18 protein-coding genes are annotated in these 22372 nt (G+C 46.5%); 11 read left to right on the top strand and 7 right to left on the bottom strand.

Annotation, left to right across the window (positions count from 1 at the left end; all coding sequences use genetic code 11):
- Positions 1 to 8: 8 nt before the first annotated feature.
- Together NIES2104_RS31445 and NIES2104_RS33680 are read right to left on the bottom strand one after the other, a co-directional pair.
- Entirely contained in the window at positions 9 to 7289 is a 7281-nt protein-coding gene (locus NIES2104_RS31445) for a choice-of-anchor I family protein (RefSeq protein ID WP_082690190.1), read from the bottom strand.
- A gap of 342 nt (positions 7290 to 7631) precedes the next feature.
- The gene (locus tag NIES2104_RS33680; RefSeq protein WP_263971081.1) at positions 7632 to 7766 is read right to left on the bottom strand and encodes a hypothetical protein; all 135 of its coding nucleotides are present in this window, start codon (positions 7764 to 7766) and stop codon (positions 7632 to 7634) included.
- 245 nt (positions 7767 to 8011) lie between these two features.
- Between NIES2104_RS33680 and NIES2104_RS29815 the strand changes: the two genes are divergently transcribed.
- Positions 8012 to 9157: a glycosyltransferase gene (locus NIES2104_RS29815; protein ID WP_059002616.1), complete on the top strand. Its 1146-nt coding sequence runs from the start codon at positions 8012 to 8014 to the stop codon at positions 9155 to 9157.
- A gap of 1 nt (position 9158) precedes the next feature.
- On the opposite strand, the gene NIES2104_RS29810 is transcribed toward NIES2104_RS29815, so the two are convergent.
- Positions 9159 to 9860, bottom strand: coding sequence for a hypothetical protein (locus tag NIES2104_RS29810; protein ID WP_059002615.1), 702 nt, complete (start codon positions 9858 to 9860; stop codon positions 9159 to 9161).
- A gap of 178 nt (positions 9861 to 10038) precedes the next feature.
- Between NIES2104_RS29810 and NIES2104_RS29805 the strand changes: the two genes are divergently transcribed.
- Positions 10039 to 10278: a hypothetical protein gene (locus NIES2104_RS29805; RefSeq protein WP_059002614.1), complete on the top strand. Its 240-nt coding sequence runs from the start codon at positions 10039 to 10041 to the stop codon at positions 10276 to 10278.
- Between the two features lie 16 nt (positions 10279 to 10294).
- On the opposite strand, the gene NIES2104_RS29800 is transcribed toward NIES2104_RS29805, so the two are convergent.
- Positions 10295 to 11053 carry a PIG-L deacetylase family protein gene (locus tag NIES2104_RS29800; protein WP_059002613.1) on the bottom strand — a complete coding sequence of 253 codons (759 nt, stop codon included), beginning with the start codon at positions 11051 to 11053 and terminating at the stop codon, positions 10295 to 10297.
- A gap of 732 nt (positions 11054 to 11785) precedes the next feature.
- Between NIES2104_RS29800 and NIES2104_RS31440 the strand changes: the two genes are divergently transcribed.
- The 7 genes from NIES2104_RS31440 (at position 11786) to NIES2104_RS29765 (ending at position 17670) form a co-directional block, all read left to right on the top strand.
- A complete protein-coding gene (locus NIES2104_RS31440; RefSeq protein WP_059002612.1) occupies positions 11786 to 12334 on the top strand; it encodes a hypothetical protein in 549 nt (182 codons plus the stop codon).
- 189 nt (positions 12335 to 12523) lie between these two features.
- Positions 12524 to 14512 (top strand): NAD(P)-binding protein, encoded by a 1989-nt coding sequence (locus NIES2104_RS29790; RefSeq protein ID WP_059002611.1) that lies wholly within the window; start codon positions 12524 to 12526, stop codon positions 14510 to 14512.
- Positions 14512 to 14760 (top strand): hypothetical protein, encoded by a 249-nt coding sequence (locus tag NIES2104_RS29785; RefSeq protein ID WP_059002610.1) that lies wholly within the window; start codon positions 14512 to 14514, stop codon positions 14758 to 14760. The genes NIES2104_RS29790 and NIES2104_RS29785 overlap by 1 nt, the downstream gene beginning before the upstream one ends.
- A 142-nt stretch (positions 14761 to 14902) precedes the next feature.
- Entirely contained in the window at positions 14903 to 15211 is a 309-nt protein-coding gene (locus NIES2104_RS29780; RefSeq protein WP_059002609.1) for an AzlD domain-containing protein, read from the top strand.
- Positions 15212 to 15290: 79 nt separating this feature from the next.
- Positions 15291 to 16199: a DMT family transporter gene (locus tag NIES2104_RS29775; RefSeq protein ID WP_072218278.1), complete on the top strand. Its 909-nt coding sequence runs from the start codon at positions 15291 to 15293 to the stop codon at positions 16197 to 16199.
- Positions 16200 to 16304: 105 nt separating this feature from the next.
- Positions 16305 to 16931: a helix-turn-helix domain-containing protein gene (locus NIES2104_RS29770; protein WP_059002608.1), complete on the top strand. Its 627-nt coding sequence runs from the start codon at positions 16305 to 16307 to the stop codon at positions 16929 to 16931.
- A 142-nt stretch (positions 16932 to 17073) separates the two neighbouring features.
- Positions 17074 to 17670 (top strand): hypothetical protein, encoded by a 597-nt coding sequence (locus NIES2104_RS29765; RefSeq protein ID WP_225895350.1) that lies wholly within the window; start codon positions 17074 to 17076, stop codon positions 17668 to 17670.
- Between the two features lie 102 nt (positions 17671 to 17772).
- Here NIES2104_RS29765 and NIES2104_RS29760 read toward each other — a convergent pair whose 3' ends face one another.
- The 3 genes from NIES2104_RS29760 to NIES2104_RS29750 all read right to left on the bottom strand — a co-directional run bounded on the left by NIES2104_RS29760 (position 17773) and on the right by NIES2104_RS29750 (position 19850).
- The gene (locus NIES2104_RS29760; RefSeq protein ID WP_202815248.1) at positions 17773 to 18105 is read right to left on the bottom strand and encodes a GNAT family N-acetyltransferase; all 333 of its coding nucleotides are present in this window, start codon (positions 18103 to 18105) and stop codon (positions 17773 to 17775) included.
- Between the two features lie 212 nt (positions 18106 to 18317).
- Positions 18318 to 19346: an adenosine deaminase family protein gene (locus tag NIES2104_RS29755; protein WP_059002607.1), complete on the bottom strand. Its 1029-nt coding sequence runs from the start codon at positions 19344 to 19346 to the stop codon at positions 18318 to 18320.
- Between the two features lie 51 nt (positions 19347 to 19397).
- Complete coding sequence (locus NIES2104_RS29750; RefSeq protein ID WP_192843687.1) at positions 19398 to 19850, bottom strand: MarR family winged helix-turn-helix transcriptional regulator; 453 nt, start codon at positions 19848 to 19850, stop codon at positions 19398 to 19400.
- Positions 19851 to 20006: 156 nt separating this feature from the next.
- On the opposite strand from NIES2104_RS29750, the gene NIES2104_RS29745 reads away from it, so the two are divergent.
- Positions 20007 to 21173 carry an HlyD family efflux transporter periplasmic adaptor subunit gene (locus tag NIES2104_RS29745; RefSeq protein WP_263971080.1) on the top strand — a complete coding sequence of 389 codons (1167 nt, stop codon included), beginning with the start codon at positions 20007 to 20009 and terminating at the stop codon, positions 21171 to 21173.
- 9 nt (positions 21174 to 21182) lie between these two features.
- A complete protein-coding gene (devC, locus tag NIES2104_RS29740) occupies positions 21183 to 22364 on the top strand; it encodes an ABC transporter permease DevC (RefSeq protein ID WP_225895349.1) in 1182 nt (393 codons plus the stop codon).
- The last annotated feature ends 8 nt before the right edge of the window (positions 22365 to 22372 follow it).

The raw sequence follows: 22372 nt of genomic DNA, 5'->3' as shown, positions 1-22372 counted from the left end.
AATCAGAGTTACGGAACCATAGCAAAACTAGACCGTGTAATCGTGTTTGCCTCAACGCCTGTGAGAATTGCTAGCACGTCTCTAGATCGCGTTAGGCTGATCATAGTGCCAGTCGAACCAGATGAGATGGATAGTTGCTCAAATCGCAAATTGTTAGATAAGCCGAGGCGATCGACACCGACTTGGAAATCTGCGATCGTATCAGTTCCCGAACGGCGAGCAATCACGAAAGTATCGCGACCCGCATCCCCGCGTAAGAAGTCATCGCCTAAACCCCCATCGAGCAAGTCATCCCCATCGCCGCCGAAGAGTGAATCATTACCGCGATCGCCGAAGAGTGAATCATTGCCGAATCCACCTCGCAGAAGATCATTGCCGCTCAGTCCAAAGATTCGATCGTTTCCTCCTTGAGCATTAATCACATCATCCGAGTTATTGAAGCCGCTCACGGTGTTGTCTAGATCATTTAAGAACGTGACGGTGTTGCGGTTGAAGAGACGATTTAGGGTTGCATCTGCGTCAAATACATCGAAGCTATCTTCAATCTGAGTCTGTCCTGTAAATAGAATGTTGCCTAGATTGACCGAGGCTCCTGTTTCTGTTCGCAGATTGTCCAGTTGATCTAGCTGGAAGTTCTTCAGAGTGGCTTTTGTACTGCTCACACCCTCGAAGGTGATATCTAAATCGTTGCCGTTCTGAGTAAGCAATAGATTACGAGCTACTAAATCAGCACCAGAGAACTTTAGAGTGTCTGTCTCTGATTGAGTTGCAGCACTAGGGGTCACTCCTCGACCCACACCGCCAAAATTTGTAATCGTGATTTCATCACCCAGTTTCACCTCAAAAGTTCGCTGTCCTCTAGATCCATTTGGAAGTAGCGTAAAGCGAGAGATCACTGGGTCATGATCGCTGATTTGGTCTGCAAATTCTGAGTTGATGTGAACTACATCGAACTTTGCGTCTGCACCAAATAAATTGCGGCTGACCAAAATATGGTCTAAGACCTGAGAATTGCCGTCGAAAATGTAAGTGTATTGTTCATTCTCAGGCAGTGTGTCAAATAGATTGACCAATGCCTCATCACGAGTGAGAACCTGCAATGGCGGCGAGAATTGGAAATCGTTTAAGTCTCCAGCAACGACAACATTGGCATTGGCATCTAGCGCTAAAATGCGATCGACAAACTCACGAACAATCTGAGCTTGCTGCAATCGTTGTGCTTCGGTGGTTAATGTTGGTGGTTGGAATCGCCCAAAGAGTGGTTGATCGCCGCCTTTTGAGTTGAAGTGATTACCAATCACAAATACCTGATTCCCACCATTGAATAGAAACTCACCCACAAGTGGTTTACGAGAACTATTGAAGGCAGGATCAGTCGGATCAATGCGTCCAGGGCTTGCCGATAGTTCAATACCAGAAGCACCACTGATCACCGTTGCATCTACTAGAGAGCCACCACCAGCACGATCGACAAACGAAGCGCGATTCGGGTTGAATAAGAATCCTACTCGAATGTTTCCGCCCGGTTGTCCTCCGTCTTGATTGTTGACCGGATCGATTTGGCGGTATTCGTATCTCGGACCTCCAGCCGCTACGATCGCATCAATCAATCGCTGATAAGTAAGACTAGCATCCACGATTCCATTGTCCGCTGCTCCGCTATTGTCCTGAATTTCCTCAACACTTAGAATGTCCGGGGTTTTGAGATTGTTCACAATGCGATCGGCGAGTGCTGCAAATTTTTCCGCACCACTAGCAGGACTCAAGTTCTCAACATTGAACGTTGCAACCGTCAGTTGATTCTCGTCGCCTTGTAAAGCTGTCGTTTCTCGTGTTAGACCGCCAGAAATGACGCTGGGTAAAGCTTCTGTGTTCAACAGTTTGAAGTTGCCGAAGCTATAATCTAGAACGCCTTGAACGGGAGCAGAAAAGCGATCGCCCACATTGACATTTGGCGGATTGCTGACTAAGACATCATCAATGATGATTCGTTCTGGATTGAAATCATCAGGGCGAATATAAATCCCACCACGAGCCGTCCGAGAGCCTGCATTCGCGCCGTTGTCCGCTAGAACTGCAATTTCGCCAAAATCAGTGGTGGGACTGACTGCAACCGCGTCATTCACCTGTACGCGCATTCCTTCCAAGCTTTCATAGAAGTCAATTCCATTCGTGCTTGGATCAAAGCGAGAACCTGAATTTTCTACACTACCACCAACAGCACCGCTGCTAATGACTTGATTGGGCGGAATTCGTCCACCTGCGCCAACGATCGTAGAATCCGGTAAAGAATTGCCACTAGAAGCGATTCGGAAGGTCGCGGTAGCATTACCTGATCCGCCGATTTGAGTTGTAGTGAGATTTGCGCTTGTTGCTCCACCAGGACGAAACTCGCTCACAACTCCATTGACGAGAACAGAATCGCCCACTGCGATGACAGGACGAGTATTCGTGAACACAAAGACCCCTTCTGAAGTAGCAGGATTGCTATCGGGAGTAGGATCTTGAATGTAGAAGCCATTGCTGCGGATTGCCGTCACAATACCCGCTACATTGTTAACAGTTTTGCCTTCAAGGGGCGATCGATGAGCAGTTCCTTGAATGTCGCTAATTCGAGTCGGAGGAGTGAATTCAAAGATCGAAGTGGTATTACTAATCTCGTTCGTTACAACTAGCAACGGCTTTCCGTTCGGGCTGTTTTGAGCAGAGATGAATGTCAAACCTTCAGGACCAGAATCAGTGCGACCAGAGGTCGGATCAATCGTAAGGTCACGAACATTAACATATTCTACGAAAGCAGGCTTACGCGGATTTGTAACCTCATAAATCATCACGCCACCGATGCGCTCTAAACCAATGAAAGCATAGATACGATCGTTAATCGTTTCAACCACAACCGCTTCAGGTTCAGGTCCTTTGTTGTCGCTGCGATTGTCAAAATTATTGGCAGCATTATCAGAGTTAAAGTTTCGGGGCAATAGATTTGCGGTAATCTGCTCGAACTGATCGCCGCTATCAAACACAAGATTTCCGCTCGTATCGCGAATGGAAAACGATCGACCACCGAATACTTCAATTCGATCGAACAATCCATCTCCGTTGATGTCATCTGTTGCATTCGTGACGTTCAAGCGTCCTAAATTTGCATCCAGCTTCAAATCAGTGGCATTCGGGAATGCAGTTTGATCAAGGCGATAGTTACTACTACCCACACGCACTTCTTCAGTGAATCCAGGATAGTCACGCGCATCCCCTTCATTGGCAGTAATCACAAACGTTTCACCATTGACGGTAAAACTCGCGATCGCATCCGGTTGATACATTCCAAAGACAGGCTGATTGCGAATGTTAATGCCACTATCACGATCGCTGGGATCTAATCTATTGCTTTGATTAAAATCAATGATGCCAAGCTTAATTGTAGAAGGAACCGTTGCACCTGATAAAACACCATCTTTTGCAGTGCTACCACCGACTCCAAAATCATTGTCGTTGATCACTGCGATCGTGTCTGCATCAATTCGTGCAAGTCCCTCTAGTTTTTCAATGCCTGTGTAACCTAGAGCCGCAGCATTCGTCACTAGGCGTTTATTAACAGGTCGAAGATTTGCGGTCGTTAATTCTGCAACAGTTAATTGCTCGATCGTTTTTCCGCCAACGTTGCCAAGTCCATTGATGTTAGCTGCACCTTTGAGATCAATTTCATAGAGCAACTTGTTCGCGTTTGTACCACTGCGATCGTCGCGCTCAACTACTAAGAACTTGCCGTTACCAAGTGAGACAGCATCCCCGATCTTGTCAGTTCTAGCGTTTCCACTGCCGCTAATATCATCCAAGATGTAGAGGTATTCGCCCGTGACAGATTTCGTTGAGATATCGAACTCTAAAATTCTTAGATTTCGGGAATTTCGAGAAGTACTATCGTTTGCGGTGTCGGGATTGTCGATCGCGCTTTGAATAAACGCATAAAGCTTGTTGCCTTCGAGTGCTACAGCTTCAAATCCCCGATTGTTTCGACGTTGGGCGTAGACCTCTGGTAAAACAGGTGTTCCAAATGTACCATCAGAAGTCGGAGAACCTTGGGGAATAAAGCGATCGATTAGTCGCCCTTGCGGGTCAAAATGATAGATAGCTGGACGATACTCATCCACGAGCCAGAATGTACTATCTGGTGCAACAGCAAGCCCTTCAAAATCGCCTCCCAGTCGATCATCTTGTAGGCGGTTGCCAAATAGATCGATCGGCACTTCATCTGTGAATGCAGTTCCTGTGGCTCCCGCTTGAATGTTTGGCAAGCCTGTGAGCGGTGTGCCATCGGGGCGACTTAAACCAATGCGCTCTGTGAACGTAATTTCACCCGAAGCCTGATTTAACTCAAATCGAATGAGTTGTGGCTGGAAATTCGGCAGTGCAAACGGGCGACCCTGATCGCCAGGTTCACCATTCGGACCGCGATCGGTATGTGTAATAAATTTGAAATTGCCATTTGCCGCAATCCCTTCAAAGACCAATCCAGAAAAGCCACCCAGTCGGATGTTTTGTCCGGCTGTTGTTTGAGTGGGATTGTTCGGATTGACTGTTGCGGTTGTTCCGAGAACAGGAAGGTCTTTGAACTCATAAGTTTTCAGCGTTGGTAAACCTTTGCTATGATCCTTCAAACCCAAAGGGAGAAGACTTGTTACTTTCGATGTCGCAATATCAACCACTGCGATCGCATTATTTTCCTGCAACGTCACCCAAGCCGTTTTATTATCGCCTGAAATTGTGATGTACTCAGGCTCCAAATCTTGCGCTACGGTTGCATTCGGTCCTGTGATGCGAATACCTTTTGCTTGTAAATCTGCTTTTAGAGCATTAAAACTCTCGAATCCCGCAGTATTCACGGTTGCATTCACGACTCCATTACTCAAGTCGATAATGCTAACAGAACCAACTGGATCAACCGAATTAGCTTGATTATAGCTATTCGGTTCGCCCTCATTTGCCACTAAAACCTTTGTTCCATCCGGGCTAAACGTCAGCATATCTGGCAATGCGCCAACGGTGACAGCATTTTGGAAAGTGCCATCTGCTCTGAAGAAAACAACTCGACCGGGATCAGTTTTAGTCGTCGCTTCAACTGCGATCGCAACCAAACCATTGCTTACAGCAACACTATTTGCACCCGCACCATAGGCTGAGAGATCAATCTCCTGTGCCAGAGTCGGATTGTTCGGATTGCTGATATCTAGCACCTGCATCGTTGACCGACCAGACACGACAAACAAGCGTTTCGTGCCTGCGTCGTAAGCAGAAATTTCTGAGCCAGTGCCTGAAAATGTTCCAATCTTCCGGAGTGCGCTTGTAGCACCCGAAAGATTGTTTGTGAACTCAGCGGCAACCCCTAAATTCCGAATGCGTGAGTCTGCGATCGGGCTAACATCAGCGGCATTAAAAGTGTCGATCGCTTCTAAATATTCCGCAAAAGCATCTTGTTCACTTCCGTTCGCCGCAAAAGTCGCTTCCCCAGTACGTGGAACATTGGCGTTGACTAGATCTAACCGATTGGCAAGTGTCGGATTTGCTGCAACAATTTGCGGGAATGGATAACCATCGCCTCCCGTCGCTGCGCCAGTTTCGCCGACTAAGAAGTTCAGCGTCACCATGCGAAACGTGCGATTCGGGTCGCCGACAATCTGCCCATCTAGAACGACTTGATCGATTGGGTTGCCGTTCTCATCGGTGATTGCAAGAGAACGAACGCGATCGCCAACTGTTGTTGCAGTTCGAGCCGTTCGAGCGGGATCAAAGCTAAATCGAAATCCTCCAACCTGTGGGAAAGCTCCAGGAGTTGCGCCAGAACGAACACCAGAAACGCCATGCTCAACTAACTCTTTAAGTTGTGCGGCAGTGACGGTTACTAAGGTTAATCCATTGTTAAAGCGGAGGGAATTTTCGATATCGAGTTGAGAAATTTGTCCTTCTTGTTTTCCAGACAGCGGATTCGCAGCAGGAGGTAATCGATCGACAGCTCCCGTTGCTCCTCCTGCACCGCTGACTTGTCCAATATTATCTCGAATGCCGCCACCGTTTTTGAGCGAGATCACAACACTCGAATCGACCTCTCTGGCAACAAATAGATTTGCATCCGCTGTCAGGTTGCCTAAGTTCGTCTCCTGAGTCCGAACATCTTCACGAGTCCCATTAAGAAAGACACTGGTACTTCCAAAGATAGTGCGATCTTTAGGCACAACCACTTGATCTCGCAGAGTTTGAGCAATTGCTACAACTTCAGGATCAGGTGTTCCCGGATTGGTGGCAATCAGTGCAGAAACATTTGCATCATCTGTTGCGTAAGCGCCATTAATTACAGAATCAAGTTTAGATAGATCAATATTGCCTTGTGCATCAAATTCAGCAACTAACCGTCCTACATATTCATAGTTCGCAGCGGTGTTCAGAACTAACACTGATCCCGTTGGAGACTGTTCAATCAATGGATAAATTCCACCTGCGGTATCTCCGGGACGAATGCGATCGTTGTCATCTGCCAGCAATGTGTGAGATCCACCCGCAATGATAATATCAACGTTTGACAAGCGTTTTGCTAGCTCTCGCTCAATGAACAACTGCTGCATATGCGCTAACACAACAACTTTGTTCACGCCTGCACTGGTCAGATTATTCACTTCCGTTTGAATAATTTGAGTCAAGGCATCAAGCTGTTCCGGGGTTGGTGCTCCAGCAAAGGGTTGAGGCGTAACAATAATGTTTTGCCCTGGTGACGAAATCGAGGGCAGTGTGGGCGTTGTCGCTCCAATAATGCCAACTCGTTCACCGTCGATCGTCACAACAACGCTCTTCGCGATGCTATTCGGGCGAGGAGCTTGTCCGTCAGGGACAATAAACCGATTCAGGTTCGTGTCTCTCGAAAAATCTAAATTTGTGCTGAGGTAGGGAAATTGGCTTCCTCGATAGCCTTGATCAGCGCCGATTAAAGTGGAAACGGTGTTAGGTCCGAGATCAAATTCATGATTTCCAAACGCCGAAACTTGAAAGCCAATCTCATTTAAGATGCTGATGTCTGCCCGCCCAACGCCTTCGCGACCCAACACTTGTCGCAGTGCTGGGTCACTCGCTGCCGAAAAGAAGGGACCAGGAATATAGTTATCACCCGAAGACAGAAGAAGTGTGTTTGCGTAGTCGTCTCTTAGAGCATTAATAACGGTTGAAAAGTTGACTGCATCCGTAATTGCCGGAATACCAGCTTCAAAATCAGAGGCGTGCAAAATTTGAAGTTGAAATGCCATCGTTCGTGTCTTGGGTTGAATGTGTGCGGACTTCAGAGCGCAATAGCCTGACAGATCACATTCATCTCATACAAACTTTAAGGAATTGCTAACGTCTCTTTAATGCTCTGTGCAATTACTGAAACCTCACTTCCGCTTGATGTTCATAAAGACTCTGTGAACTTCGCAATCTTCTCTCTCTAGATGGATGAAAGGGAGGCGCTTCAGCATTGAAAAATGTGCTGAGTTAATCGAAGATTAAAAGATGACCAGTGCAGCTCGTTTAATTACAATCGAAGTGACTTTATATGATTCTGTGGCTGCATCCGAAGAAGCGATCCTGGTAGCTTTGAACAATCACGGCTATCCATCAGTTGGATTGTGACTGAGGTTGATGTCGATCGACAAATTGCGATCGTGGATGCGCTCATTCTCGGTCAAACCGAGACGAATCAGGAATAATTTTGGTTTGTGGCTTTGATGTGATCTGAACGACACCAGAAATGCTGCTAACTATGCTTTCGGTAGCTTTTGATAAAGCCTGAGATTAGCCGCTCAACTTACGATCGCTTTTTCTTAACTAATTAATTAAATGAACTTAATGTTTTTTTTACTACAGCGTTTTACGCTTGGGACAGTCTTTATAATGCTGAAGAGTTGTTCAAAATAGCAGTTATGGTACATGCCAATCTGTTGAGAGGAAAGCTCTATTCTTTTATGGCTGCTCATTCACAGCGCGTTTCATGACTTCAAGATTCGAGCAAGGTTCCCAGAATACTCATATTGCTATTTTTGTTCCCTCACTTGCGATCGGTGGAGCACAGCGAGTTGCATTGAATCTTGCTCATGCCTTGGTTGATCGGGGCTTCAACGTTGATTTAGTGCTGCAAGAGGCAGGTGGGGCATTTTTAAACCAAGTCGATGCGCGAGTCAGAATCATTAATTTTACAAGCCCTGGTATTGTGGGCAGATTTTGTGGACTGAAACAGTATTTTCAGCGCGAACAGCCGACCGTTTTACTTTCCATTCTCGACAACATCAACGTTGCTTCCTTTGCCAAACACGTATCTGGTGTCTCAACTCGCGTCATTGTTAGCCTACACATCAACTTGCCCGAACCTGTTGAAGACTTGAAGACCTGGATCAAGCCTTTTCTGATTCGCTATTCCTACCGTCTGGCAGACGGAATTGTTGCAGTTTCTAGCGGCGTTGCCAAGAGCATTGCATCGATTACAGGAATATCACTACAACAGATTCATGTGATCCCGAATCCGATTACGATGCCTTCTATAGAACTGAATAAAATATCGCATCCTTGGCTTGAGCCTGGACAACTGCCAGTCATTTTGGGGGCTGGACGACTAGTAAAAGACAAAGATTTTGGCACCCTGATTCGAGCATTTGCGATCGTGCGTCAGCAGTTACCCTGTCGTTTGATGATCTTAGGTGATGGGGAGCAAAGACCGCAGTTAGAAGCGCTGATCCGTCAAATGGACATTGATTCCTGTGTTGCCTTGCCAGGATTTGTCGAAAATCCCTATCCGTATATGGCAGGAGCTTCCGTCTTTGTGCTTTCGTCTGTGATCGAAGCGTTTGGCAATGTTTTAGTTGAATCAATGGCAGTCGGAACGCCAGTTGTGGCAACAAATTGTGGAAGCGGACCGACGGAAATTCTAGAGGCTGGAAAGTATGGACGGCTTGTATCGATCGCGAATCCAAACGAGCTTGCCGAAGGGATTCTCGCAACCCTTCGCGACCCGCTCAACGCTGAACTACTCAAACAACGCGCCAAAGCATTTGCGATCGAGCGGATTATTCATCAATATGTTCAAGTCTTAGATGTTTCAACCCAACAGGAATCAAAAAAGCAGCTTGTAGACTACAAGTGAATTAATTCTTTGCATAAATCAGTAAGCTTTCGTACTGATCAATCTGCTTAATTTTTCCTGCTGCTTCAAACGTTTGAACGATCGATTTAGCCGCTTGCCACTTTTGCGAACCTAAATAAAAGAGAATTCTTCCCTCTGGATTCAGTTTATCTAAAAATAATTGCAGCAGGGTTGCATCATTTTGGTGAATGAGAGAAGCATTCTCAGGCAGATAGAACTCACACAAGTGAAATAAAGTCACAAGGTCGAAAGTCGGCAGCGTATGAGCCGTCAGGGTGTAGATGTCAGCAAATAAAACTTTGTAGTATTTCGGGAGTTCTGTGTTCTTTAACACCAATTGAACATAGCTCTGATGTTCGGGAGCAGATGCGGTGATGCCGAAAATTTCATTGGGTTGATCAAATTGTTGATTCTGAAGCCCCACGAAATGATGCTCTCCGGTTCCGAAGTGAAAAATACTTTTGCTCTGAATGTTGTGCTGTTTGAGATATTCAACAAACTGAATATCACACGGACAAGAATCAGGTTGGAGCACCCACGACGATCGGGCTTGATAGAGCGACATCCCAATTCCATTCGGCAAATCTGGGCGCTGAATCTTTGAGTAATATAACTTTCGCACGATCGGATTCCGAGCCGCAGATCGACGCAGAGATCGAACAATGCCGTTAAACCGATCAGAATTTGAATCGTCTACAGTCATAGTCTTTTGGGTAAATGCTGAATGAAATCTGAACACATTGCAATAGGGCAATATTAAGGTAAATCATTTTGCTTTATATGTTGTCTAGATCACTTGAATCTATCTCTTCTGTAAGATGTAGCGCGATCGCACAACATCTAAATTTTGATTTAGAACTCTTACAACTGGTAAGCATACTATGAGCGATAGTGTTTCTAACAAGAAAGATATTCCCTTTCAAACTCCTAATCCAACTGAGTTAAAACAAGCTGCAAAAAAAGACCCTTTGCAGCAAGAATACTTGAGTTCTAATGAAGCCACAGTTGCAGATGTTCCACCGCAAGGGCAGAATGTTGACCAACCTGATCCTCTAGACGATGAGAACTCTGAGGCACGTCAAGCAAATCAAGTCATTCGCACTAACATCTCCGGGCATTAATAGCGAGTATTTTCCTTTATAGTTTTTGCATCGCTTGAACAAAAAATAACTCTGTTGAACTCCGATAGGGATTAAGAAAACCAAAGGGCAGAATTGATAGCTGGGATTGATAAATCCGAATTGCTCTCTGCTTCTCTGTACTCACAGCCTCAATGTTCAAGCGATGGACACCTGCCAAATCTTGCCGTTTTAGCTGTGATAGAAATGGACGCTCCCAAAACAGCCAGATCGGATATTGGAATCGTGTGATTTCAGAGGAGACTGCCGCGGTTGCAGTGTGGGCGAGTTGACAGGCTGCCTCGTGATCCTGATGTCCATCTTTAGCATGAGGAACATAGATTTCCTCAGCCTCATAGTGTTTTATCAACTGCTGCAATTGAGTGACTAAATTCTGCTGATCAGATTCGGAAAGATCCTGTAGCTTACCATCGGGATAATTGAGAAAATAGAGATCTGAGGCTGAAACACCTAAGATATTCAAAGCTAGGATCGCTTCTTGGCGGCGTAAATTGACTTCATATTCGTAATTCGTGAACGATGTACAAGTTCCGCCCCCATCCGTGAGAAAGACAACTGCAACCCGAACGTCCAGTTGGCGCTTCAGTGCAATCAACCCACCACAGCCCAACGTTTCATCGTCTTGGTGCGGAGCAACGATCAGGCAAGGTCGATCGCTCACCGTCATCTCTCGACTACTGTAATGCCTGAACCAATACGACAAACTATTGAAACGCAAGGTTTGAGCGAGACGAGTCAATTTCTTAATCATCAGCATCAGCCCTGGTTGAACGAATAGCAGTGTTTAATTCTCCTGCAACCGCAGGCATGGCATACAAAGCTTCTAGCAATTCAACTGGAGACTGAAATGGGTAGATCATTTGCAAAACCCTTTTGCGGAACAGGTGAACGAATCAAAAATGTGAGAATGGCTTTGACAATTCCTAATTTTGAAATATTGATTGCCGCAATTTTATAGTCTTTACTAAGCACTCATACATTAGGCTTTGAGGGTTAAGATGTGCCTAATGCTTGTTCAAGAGTACTTTAAGTTAGACTAGATTTTAGAATTGTTAGAGTGTTGTGTTCGTGTTTCGTAGCAACATAGCGATCGTTTGCAAAGACTGTAGAGTAAAAAAATCTTGGCTCTTCGATCTCTAGGGCGTGTTTTGAAACCCTTCGCTTCGATCGCTCTCGCCCCGAATTCCACTCCGAAGCAGATTAGCAACGCAGTGAGGAGGCTTTAAAACAATCCCTTACGGCTTTCTGTATCAAGAGAGAGCTTACTCAAGTACTGATGCCAATTGATACCTGTTTATTCCTTTGTATGTTGTGCTCTTTCCAACGCAAACGAATACAGCAAAAGTTGCTTCAGTGATTTTTGTAAATCTGTAATTTTTTTCTGTAAATACGGTATTCTGTAAATGCGCTTTTCTGTAAATACAGAACAGTACTTCTTTAGCGTCGTAGCGCAAAACATAGATACTTAGGTAGACGAGCGAATAGAAACATGGCAAGGAAAAAAGTCAAAGTGGATGCACCTTCTGAAACACTTTCTACGGAAGACATTGCTCAAGTCCAAAACGAAGCAGTCACACCGGTTCCAGAAGTAGCCCTTCCAGTCGTAGATCCTGGCATTACTGAAGAACCTGGAGCAGAAAAATCAGCCCGTATTGCCAAGAAGAGCGCAGCTAAATCGCGATCGACTGAACCTTTCGCTGAGGAAACGACTCCCGTTGCTAACAGGTTGGTCAAAGAAAAAGAGCAGGTTGCCGAGCTTACTGTGGCGGAAGAGTCGGTGGCAGAAAACCAGATTCATACTGCTGGGAAAGCAACGAACCTGCAAACGATCGAGCCTGTCACTGAGGAAGCTGCTCCAGTTACTAAAAAGGCAGCAAAAGAAAAAGAGCAAGCTTCTGGAAAGGCAGTCAAGATGAAGCGGCTTACCTTAGACATTCCGAAACCGCTACATAAAGCGATCAAAGCGCAGGCTGTTGAAGAAGGAATCTCGATCGTCGATATGCTAAGAACGTTGCTGGAGCATCACTACGGAAAATAAATTCTCAGCATTCTAACCTTCTCCAACTGGTGATAGCCGACAAGATCAGAATCGTGTGGTCGCGATCATTACTTGCCCGAACAGAAGCGGTATTGAATCAAAAAACAAGCTAAGAAAGCTGAATTTTTCTTTGACATCACCCAATCGTTGTTCTTAGAATAGAATCAAGCAAATCGCAGCCGTAAAGCTATGACCGAGAACATCCAGCCTGAAGCGTCTGAGTTTATTTTGGTCTGCGGTTTAGGTAGTTTGGGGCAGCAGTGCGTTCGCTACCTCAAGGAATTTGGGGTAAGGGTGATTGCGATCGAAGAAGCTACAAGCAAAAGCTGGGAAATGGCGGAACTACCGACGCTGTTAGATGATTTAGTCATTGGAGACTGTCGGCAACTGGACGTACTTCAACGAGCGAAAATTACCCAATGCCACGCAATTTTATTAGTAACAAGTAGTGAAACGGTGAATGTGCAGGCGGCTTTTGTGGCGCGATCGCTTAATTCTACCGTTCGCCTCGTGATTCGCTCTGACCAGCAAAACTTGAATCAGCTTTTAGAACAGCAACTTGGAAACTTTGTTGCCTTTGAAGCGACACAACTGCCCGCGCCAGCATTTGCTCTAGCTGCACTCAAACAGGAAACGGTTGGATTGTTTCGCTTAAGCAATCAACTCGTGCGGATCGTGCAGCAGCAAATTGTACCAGATCACGCTTGGTGCGATCGCCGTAAACTGTATGAACTCAATAGCTCTACTCGAATTGTTCTGTCCTGCAATCAATCTGCCTTTCATGATTGGGATCGAGAGCGAATCATTAGCGCAGGAGATACGATCGCTTACGCTGAAGTGGCTGAAATCCCACAGCAAAGACGGCACAAAAAATCACAGCAGAAAATAGATTTTTCAACTGTTGTAAGTTTATTCAAAAATCAAAGTATCAAACAAGGATTACAACCGATCTGGCAAAGTAGCAGCCAAACTCAGAAAGTCGCGATCGTCTCAGGGGCAACGATCGGCTCATTAACCTTACTCGGAACGCTACTTTTCTGGTGGCATTACCCGAACCTCACACTTCAGGATGCGTTCTTTACCACTGCGATTCTACTGCTCGGTGGCTATGGTGACTTATTTGGGCAAGTCAGACTAGAGCTACCGATCCCGCTAGGATTGAGGGTCTTTAGCTTAGTGCTGGCGATCGCAGGTACTGCTTTTGTCGGTGTTCTCTATGCGCTCTTGACAGAACGCTTACTTACTGCCAAATTTCAATTGCTCAAGCGTCGTCCACCCGTTCCTAATGATGACCATATTCTCATTGTTGGACTGGGGCGAGTAGGGCAGCGCATTGCTACTCTACTTCAGGAAATGAAACAGCCTTTAGTCGGCATTCACAGTACCGCGATCGAACCCACAGTTTTACCAACGATGCCGTTGTTAACTGGCAAACTCACCAGTATTTTAGCCAAAGCAAATTTACGCACTGCCAAGAGCCTGATTGTTTGCACCGATGATGAAGTCGCGAATTTGGAAATTGCATTGACGGCGCGGGAACAGAATCCAAGACTCAATCTAGTGATTCGCATTTTTGATCCACGCTTTGGGAACAGTATTCGCCAACTCCTTCCCTATGCAAGAGTGCTGGGCGCTTATCGCTTGTCTGCGGCAGCATTTGCAGCAGCAGCATTTGGTGAGACCATCCTGAATCTGTTTCGCCTAAATCGACAAACCGTATTAGTCGCCGAATATCAAATTACTGAGACTGATACATTGCACGGACATCTGCTCTCAGATGTGAGCTATGGGTATGGTATTGTGCCCATTTTGTATCAATCTGCCCAACTGGAGCCAGAGCAATGGATGCCTTCGGCTGATCTGCGTCTGGGAAATGGCGATCGCTTAGTTGTCATTGCCACAATGGAAGGCTTACGCAATGTAGAACAAGGGAAAATAGCAGCGAAGACTTGGCGAGTGCGTGTGACTAAAGTTCTGACGAAAGACGCACAGTTTGATAGCATTATGGCGATCGCACGAATCACAGGCTGCGAGATTGAGATCGCTACTCAATCGATGAAGACTCTACCTACAATGCTGCCCGTGCTGCTCTACTCTCATCAAGCGCAGCGTCTTGTACTGCAACTCAAGCGGGTACAGGCGATCGCTGAAGCGTTCCCAGATGTTTCATTTTCTTGATGAGTTATACTTTGGTTCATGCCATTTCCGTGCAAGTCTGCCAGGGACAGCAGCAAGGCAAAGTCGTATGGATTGGGTCTGATGCAATTCCACCAACGCAGATTCAGTCGCTCTACACCTTTCCCGCCAAGATCCAGATCGATCGTCAAACGTTGCAGGTGGGAGAGCGTTCGATTCGATTACAGTCGGGAATGTCGCTGGTGGCGAACGTCAAACTGCGAAGATTCTGCCTTATCTCACCACCGTAGCGATGAGGGGGGCGGTTTTCGTTGCAGGAGTCACCTCATTGCTGACGCACTCATTTCCACATCAATCAGGACTAATGATATCAGCGATCGTAGGGGTCGTGGCGGGATGTGTGATCGAGCGGAAATTCAACCGAGGTGAAGCATGAACGAAGCAGCGTTGATCGTAGGAATGGCATTGCTGACTTTCAGCTTGCGGTATGCGCTATTGGGGATGAGTGGGCGGATTTTACTATCGCCAAAATTAAGGAATGCGTTGCGCTATGTGCCGCCAAGCGTTCTGAGTGCGATCGTGGTTCCAACCGTGGTGATGCCAGTAGACGACACGGTGCTGAATGCTCGGTTGATGGGTGCGATTGCAGCGATCGTCGTTGGTTATCGAACGAAAAATCTCTTGCTGACTATCCTGGCAGGGATGTTGGTATTTTTTCTTTGGCAATGGCTCGTTCGTTAATCCTGACCTATTGCTGAAAGAAGTCGCAAGATGTACGACTTTGCGTTACGCTGAGAAGCCGATTTACTCAAGTGTGAAGATGGGTTCATCCTCGCGTACTTTTGCGCTCGTTTCTGGGTGTTTCGCTGCTTTGGGTTGGGGATTGACGGGCACATTCGTCAAACTTCTCCCCCATTTCACAACGTTGGAAGTTCTAGCACTTCGATTAGTGGTTGCAGTTCTGGTGACACTTCCAATTCTGGTCATCAATCAATCCCTAAGAATTCAATTTCTGAGGCTGATTCAAACTCGAATCGGGCTAGGGTTATCGAGTTTGATGGTGTTTTACTATTGGTTCGCAGTACGAGCCTTTCAGCTTGCACCTGTGAGTGATGTCGTTTTAATTGTGGGACTTTCGCCGCTGATCGGGTTGGCGATGAAAGTGGTACTGCGAAAACCTGTGGCGATTCGAGAAGGTGTTGGAGCCTTCACTGCGTTCTTTGGGTTGGTGCTGTTTGTTCTACCAAAACTGCAAGGAACTGGCGATCGCTCAACCTATTTAACCGGGTTGTTCTTTGCACTGCTTTCGGCTTGTGTCTCACTCGGCTATGTGTCTTGGTTCAAGCATTCTGCTAGTCAAAACAGCAGTTTGAATCCGGTTGCAGTGGCATTCACAACATTTCTATTAGGCTCGATCGTGATTGCCCCGATCGCAGTTGTTTCCTCACCGGATTGGATGTCTCATCTGGGCACAACAAATGCAGGCTGGATCGCGTTAGGACTTGGAACATTATCTACAGTTGTCCCAACGCTCTGTTACAGCTATGCGGCAAAACATCTTTCGCCGATTTTAACGACAACCTTAAATCTATTAACTCCGATTTTTGCTGCGATCGTTGCAGTTCTACTTCTAAAAGAACCATTTCCACTGTTGAGCCTGATGGGAGCCGTGCTGATTATCACAGGAATCTTGTTGCTGTCATCGCCTCAACCTGGAACGAATCGGTAAACTTCAACGAATCGAGAACCGGAATAAGGCGAACGTGGGAAATTAACTCTCACTTAAACGAAAATATGACAAAAATTCTGCACTTGCAAGCCGGGTGAACTGCTATTGATTCCAGCTGGTGTTCAGTACTCATCACACTGGTATGGGGCGGGCGACTTTTCCCTACTTGGCTTTTCTCCCAAGTTTTTTGAGCAGATTGCCCAGGAGACTGTTCGACTGAAACGAGTGGAATTAATTCCACAAGTCGGAATTCGCGATCGCTTAATCGAACAAATTGGACTCGCACTGAAAGCAGATATCGAGGCACAGTACCCAGCAGGTCGAATCTTTGGTGAATCTTTAGCGACTGGGTTAGTGATTCATCTACTCAAGCAATATGCAGTCTGGCAACCTCGTGATCGCGATGATAGTCAATTGTCCAAACCTCAATTGCAGAAAGTATCTGATTACATCCTCGATCGTCTCGATCAAGACTTGAGCTTGTCAGAACTGGCGAATGTCTTAAACCTGAGCCAGTACCATTTCTCTCGGTTGTTCAAACAGTCAACAGGTATGGCTCCGCATCAATACCTCACACGCTGCCGGATCGATCGTGCCAAGCAATTATTACTTAATACGCAGATGTCGATCTCTGAAATTGCCTTTGCCGTCGGCTTCAACAATCACAGTTCGTTTACGAGGCTTTTTCGTCAATTGGTCGGAGTGACTCCCAAAGAATTTAGAGCAAGTTGAGCAAGAACCGCACAGAGTTGAGCAAGTTCCGTCAAGCATCGGGTAGAGCAACACCGCTACACTCAGCGTACTGCCACTGAGAGACAGCCAATCCAAAAGGTGAGCTTTCTCTTAGGAAAATCCTTTGCTCAACAGAACAATTATGACAACACTCAAAACGGGTGAAAAAACACCAAAATCTGGAACCGCTCAAAAGGACAAGAAACCTTTCAAACTGAGCCTGCAACAAAAGAACTGGGTGCTATCCTTTCACATCGGCTTTGCAACTTTGTGGACGGGCGCAGTTCTTAGTATGTTTCTGATCGCGTTCCGAAACAAAGACACCGCCAATCCTGATATTTTGTTTGCGCTCAATTCCGTGATTAACCTGCTCGATGATTTTGTGGTGATTCCGTCTGCGATCGGCTCAGTCATCACGGCAACGAGCTTGTGTTGGCAGACAAACTACGGGTTTTTCAAGTTCTACTGGGTGATTACAAAATGGGTTCTCTCGACTGCCCTGATTGTCTTTGGAACGTTTTGTTTATTTCCTTGGGCAAATGAAGCGACGGCGATTTCGAGTACAGCAGGACTGCGATCGTTTCAGAATCCGATCTACTCGTTTGATGCGATTGGTGTGCTTCTCGGAACGCTAATTCAGGTGCTATTTCTATTTGTCATTGTTGGAATTTCTGTGCTTAAACCTTGGGGCAGGCGTGCTACGAAAGAAAAGCAAGCAAAACCATCCGCTGCAAGTTAAGGTTTTGCTGATTTCTCCTGTGAAATTTTGCGCCACTACCGACTCCATTGAAGATTCTGAGTTCTTACCGCAGCACTTTCTTCAGGAAGAGTCGGCGATGTCCTATCGGAAAATCTGGTAACTCACCAAACACAGTATAACCAAGCTTCTGATAAAATTCCGGTGCCTGAAAGCTAAACGTATCCAAAAATAGCTATATTCACAACCGCGTGCGATCGCTTCTTGTTCTGCTGCCGCTAGGAGAGAAGACCCATATCCACCGCCTCGGTGAGACTCGCTTATCCAAAAAACATCAATATACAACCACTGCCAATAGATTGAGCCGATTAGCCCACCCACTATTGTCTCCTGAGTATCTCGTAGAAAAACTGCTAACTGTCGAAAATTGCCGTCGCCTGCCCGATGACTGTTGAATTGAATGAGCTGTTGAACCATAAATTCAGTCTCATCAAGCTTTGGGTTCTCAGTGACCTCAATTTTAAGCTGCATCTCCATTAAAGTTGCTGGTGTGTGCAAAGAACTCTCTCATTATAGAATCGAGCAATCTCAGTTCCCTAAATATCTAGCCCACTCGAACAGCCGGAGATCTGCCGAACGTTTGGGTAGAGTATCTTGAATTACGGAGTGACTCTCAAGGTGTTTCCGGTTCAAGCGTAAGAGTTGGTCGTTAACCACTCGTTAAGTTCGGCAAGGATTGACGATCGCTCTGCTTCACCTAACACAGCGTGGTGTAAAGCATTTTCAGTCCAGCGTTTGAGATCAGTCAGTGTGGCATTTCGCTCCTGAACTAAACGTACCATTTCCTGAGTGAGATTGCAGCCAAAGAACGTGGGATCGTCAGAATTGATGGTGACTAATACCTCAGCAGCGTCTAGCTCAAAAATTGGGTGAGATTGGTAAGAGGGGATGTTGCATAAGCGCTCGTTTGAGGTCGGGCACAGTTCAATCACAATCTGAAGATCGCGCAGTAGTGCTATCACTTCAGGATCTGCGATCGCGCTCAATCCATGTCCAATTTGTACCGCACCGATTTGAATTGCCGATTGAATACTGTCTGCGCCTGCCATTTCCCCGGCATGAACTTTCAGCTTTTTACCTGCTTCCAGCGCGGGAGCAAACACCTGCTGAAAGAGTGCCGCCGAATGTCCCGGTTCAATTCCATGTAAGTCGAACCCAACAAACAGCGGAGTCGGTAAGATGCGTTGTACCCAATACGCTGCCTGATCGATGCCTTTATCGCGACTGATGCCAGCAAACCAGCGCACAATCGTGCCTTGTGCTCTAGCACGTTCAGCTTCGATTGCAAGACTTTCTAAAACGGCTTCAAAACACTGTCCGAACTCTTCTACTAACCGCACGTTGAAGTTGATTTCGGCATATCGGATGCTTTGTGCGATTAAAGCGTCTAGCACTTCTCGAATCAGTTCGGTATAGCCTGTCGGGGTTCTCAACCAGGCATGAGTGTATTCGCGAAACAATGCACCAAATTCGGCAAAGCTGGCAAAACGGAAGTGGGGTTCATACCAAATGGGAGTTTCGGGAAGGATGGTTCCGTAGTGTCGATCGAGTGCTGCTCGGACTGCTGACCACCGCGGCGCACCATCTAAATGCAGATGTAATTCTGCTTTGGGCATTTCCACAACTTCGGGAATCGGGCGATTCCAACTGTCGGTCATGATTCACCTCCTTGAACGGTTGCTCAGATTGATTGACGCGATCGTTGAAGTTCATTTGCTGTTAGCGCTTCCTCCAAATTCAGCTTCAATATTCTTGATGCAGCGTAGTATGTATTGATTAAACTGCTCTTTTTCTTTGTTGCTAAAGTCAGCGAACACTTGTGCTTCGATTTGTTCTGCAATTTGATCGCCCTTCTGTAACAGTTCAGTCCCTTGAGTGGTGAGATAAGCATTGAATGCTCGTCCTTGTTCCGCTGATTGGCGTGTAATTAATTCTGCTTTTTCTAACCGTTGCAGCATGGTCGCGACAGCTTGCGGTGTCACTCTAGCATCGCGGGCAATCTCCGCTCCCGACGCTCCGGGATGTTCACGCAAAAAGCGGAGGACACCCCACTGAGCAGAGCTTAGACCGAACTGAGACAGCGCCGCATAGAACGCAGTTTCGATCGTGACGTAAGCGCGGTAGAAATTGAGGATTTTGGTGTAGGTCGGACGTGAGTTCACAGTGAGCTTCAAACCAATGAAAGGGATCTGTTCTTATTGTGGACTGATTTTTTCAATATATCAACTTGTTGACATCCTAAAATAAATATGTTGATATAAATATATTGATTTAATGCTCCACATGCAAATCTACCTTTCTCAACCATGATGAACCGTTTGTCTTTATCCAAGTTGCCGAAACGCTGGTTGATTCCACTACTCATTGGAGCAACCACGATCGTTGGAGCTTCCACATTTTACGCAGTTTCTCAGTTTGCGCCGAACCGTCAAGAACAGACTGAGCAACCGCCGCCCCCACCACGTCAAGTGGCTGCTCTCGGTGAGCTACAGCCGTCTTCGGAGGTCGTGAAAGTGTCTACTTCAGCAAGTCTGAGAAACGATCGAGTGGCTCAACTGTTGATTAAACGAGGCGATCGGGTCAGCAAAAATCAGATCATTGCCGTGATGGATTCACGCGATCAGTTGCAAGATGAAGTGCGGAAAGCCAAAGAACAAGTTCAAGTTGCTCAAGCGAAATTAGCACAGGTGAAAGCCGGTGCTAGAAGGGGCGAGATTGAAGCCCAACGTGCCGAGATTGCTCGATTACAAGCAGAATTACAGGGCGAGATTGCGACGCAGCAAGCGACGATCGCAGAGCGCCAAGCCACGGTGAAGAACGCTCAATCTGAATACGATCGATTTCAACAATTACGACAAGCAGGAGCTATTTCTGCGTCACAGTTTGACCAAAAGCGATTAGCACTGCAAACGGCTCAAGCTCAATTGAATGCGACCCTTGCCACGCGCGATCGCACCGCTGATACACTCCGAGTACAAATCCAACAAGCGCAAGCGAACTTAGAGCGGATTGCTGAAATTCGCCCCACCGATGTGCAAGCGGCTCAAACGGAAGTGAATAGCGCGATCGCAGTGCTGCAACGTGCCGAGACTGATCTCGAAAAGGCTGAGATTCGATCACCCATTGTAGGCAAGATCCTCGATGTTCATGCAAGAGCCGGAGAAATGGTTGGTGATAGTGGCATTGCAGATCTCGGAGCAACCGACACGATGCAAGTGGTCGCAGAAGTCTATCAAAGTGATGTGGAAAAGATTCGAGTGGGACAAAACGCGATCGTCGAAAGTGACTCGCTAAGTGGGGAGCTTCGAGGAACAGTTTTCCTCATTGAACCACAAGTGCAGCGTCAGCAAGTCACCAGTGGAACGCCTGGAGAGAACTTAGAACAGCGGGTGGTGCGCGTGAGAGTCCAACTCACGCCCGAAAGCAGCCAACGAGCGGCAGCACTCACCAATTTGCAGGTGAAAGCTCGAATTTTACTCGATTAGTGCAGGTGAATGATGCTATCTAAACTTTCTAAGCTCTTGCGTAAAACTCCGTTAGCTTGGCTGCAAGTCAAACGCGAAAAGAATCGGCTTGCAGTCGCACTCGCAGGTATTGCTTTTGCAGATCTATTGATGTTCGTTCAGATGGGCTTAAACGAGACGCTTTACAATTCTGCCGCAATGACTCAGGATTCTCTGCATGGAGATCTGTTTGTCATCAATCCGATTTCTGAGGCGTTGAATTCACTGAAACCGTTTCCGAGAGAGCGATTGTATCAAGCCGCATCATTTGAGCAAGTTCAATCCATTTCAGGATTGTATTTTGGTCGGGCGACTTGGCGAAATTTGCAAAATCCACAGCAAGAACGAACCGCATTGACGATCGGAGTCAATCCCACAGAAAACGTATTTCAATTACCAGAAATTGCAAATCAGATTGAGGCGATTAAACCGCTCGATCGCGTTTTGTTCGATCGTGCAAGTCGGGCTGAGTTTGGCGATATCAATGCGGTCTATCAGCCTGGAGGACTTGTTTCAACCCAAGTTAACGACAAGCAGCTTTGGGTTGCAGGACTGTTTACGTTGGGGGTTTCATTTGGCTCAGACGGCACGATGATTACCAGCGACTCGACGTTTCTCCGGTTGTTTCCTGAGCGCCAAGCCGATCAGTACGATGTCGGTGTGATCCGACTAAAACCGGGTGCAAACCTTGAGCAAGTTCAAGCGGCGATTCGGGCTTATTTGCCGCAAGATGTTCTGGTGCTGACGCGCAAAGAGTTTGGAGACCGCGAAAAACAGTATTGGTCATCAAGTACGCCGACCGGATTTATCTTTGGATTCGGAACGGTGATCGGGTTCATTGTGGGCATTGTGATTGTTTACCAGATTCTTTACTCTGATGTTTCGGATCACTTGTCTGAGTACGCCACGCTGAAAGCAATGGGATACAGCGATCGCTATTTGGTCGGAATTCTGATTCAAGAGTCGCTCATTCTAGCGGTACTAGGATTTATCCCTGGATTTTTACTGTCTACTGGGTTTTACGTGATTGCGGCTTCTGCAACCCTGCTACCAATTGACATGACGTGGGGACGTGCCACGCTGGTTTTACTATTAACGATCGCGATGTGTACGGCTTCGGGTGGAGTCGCACTACGAAAACTCCAGTCTGCTGATCCGGCTGATATCTTTTGAGGAGTGTT

Source organism: Leptolyngbya sp. NIES-2104, assembly GCF_001485215.1.
Taxonomy (GTDB): Bacteria; Cyanobacteriota; Cyanobacteriia; order Leptolyngbyales; family Leptolyngbyaceae; genus Leptolyngbya.
The sequence above is the reverse complement of the archived record's forward strand: the minus strand, read 5'-3'. Positions and strand labels throughout refer to the sequence as shown.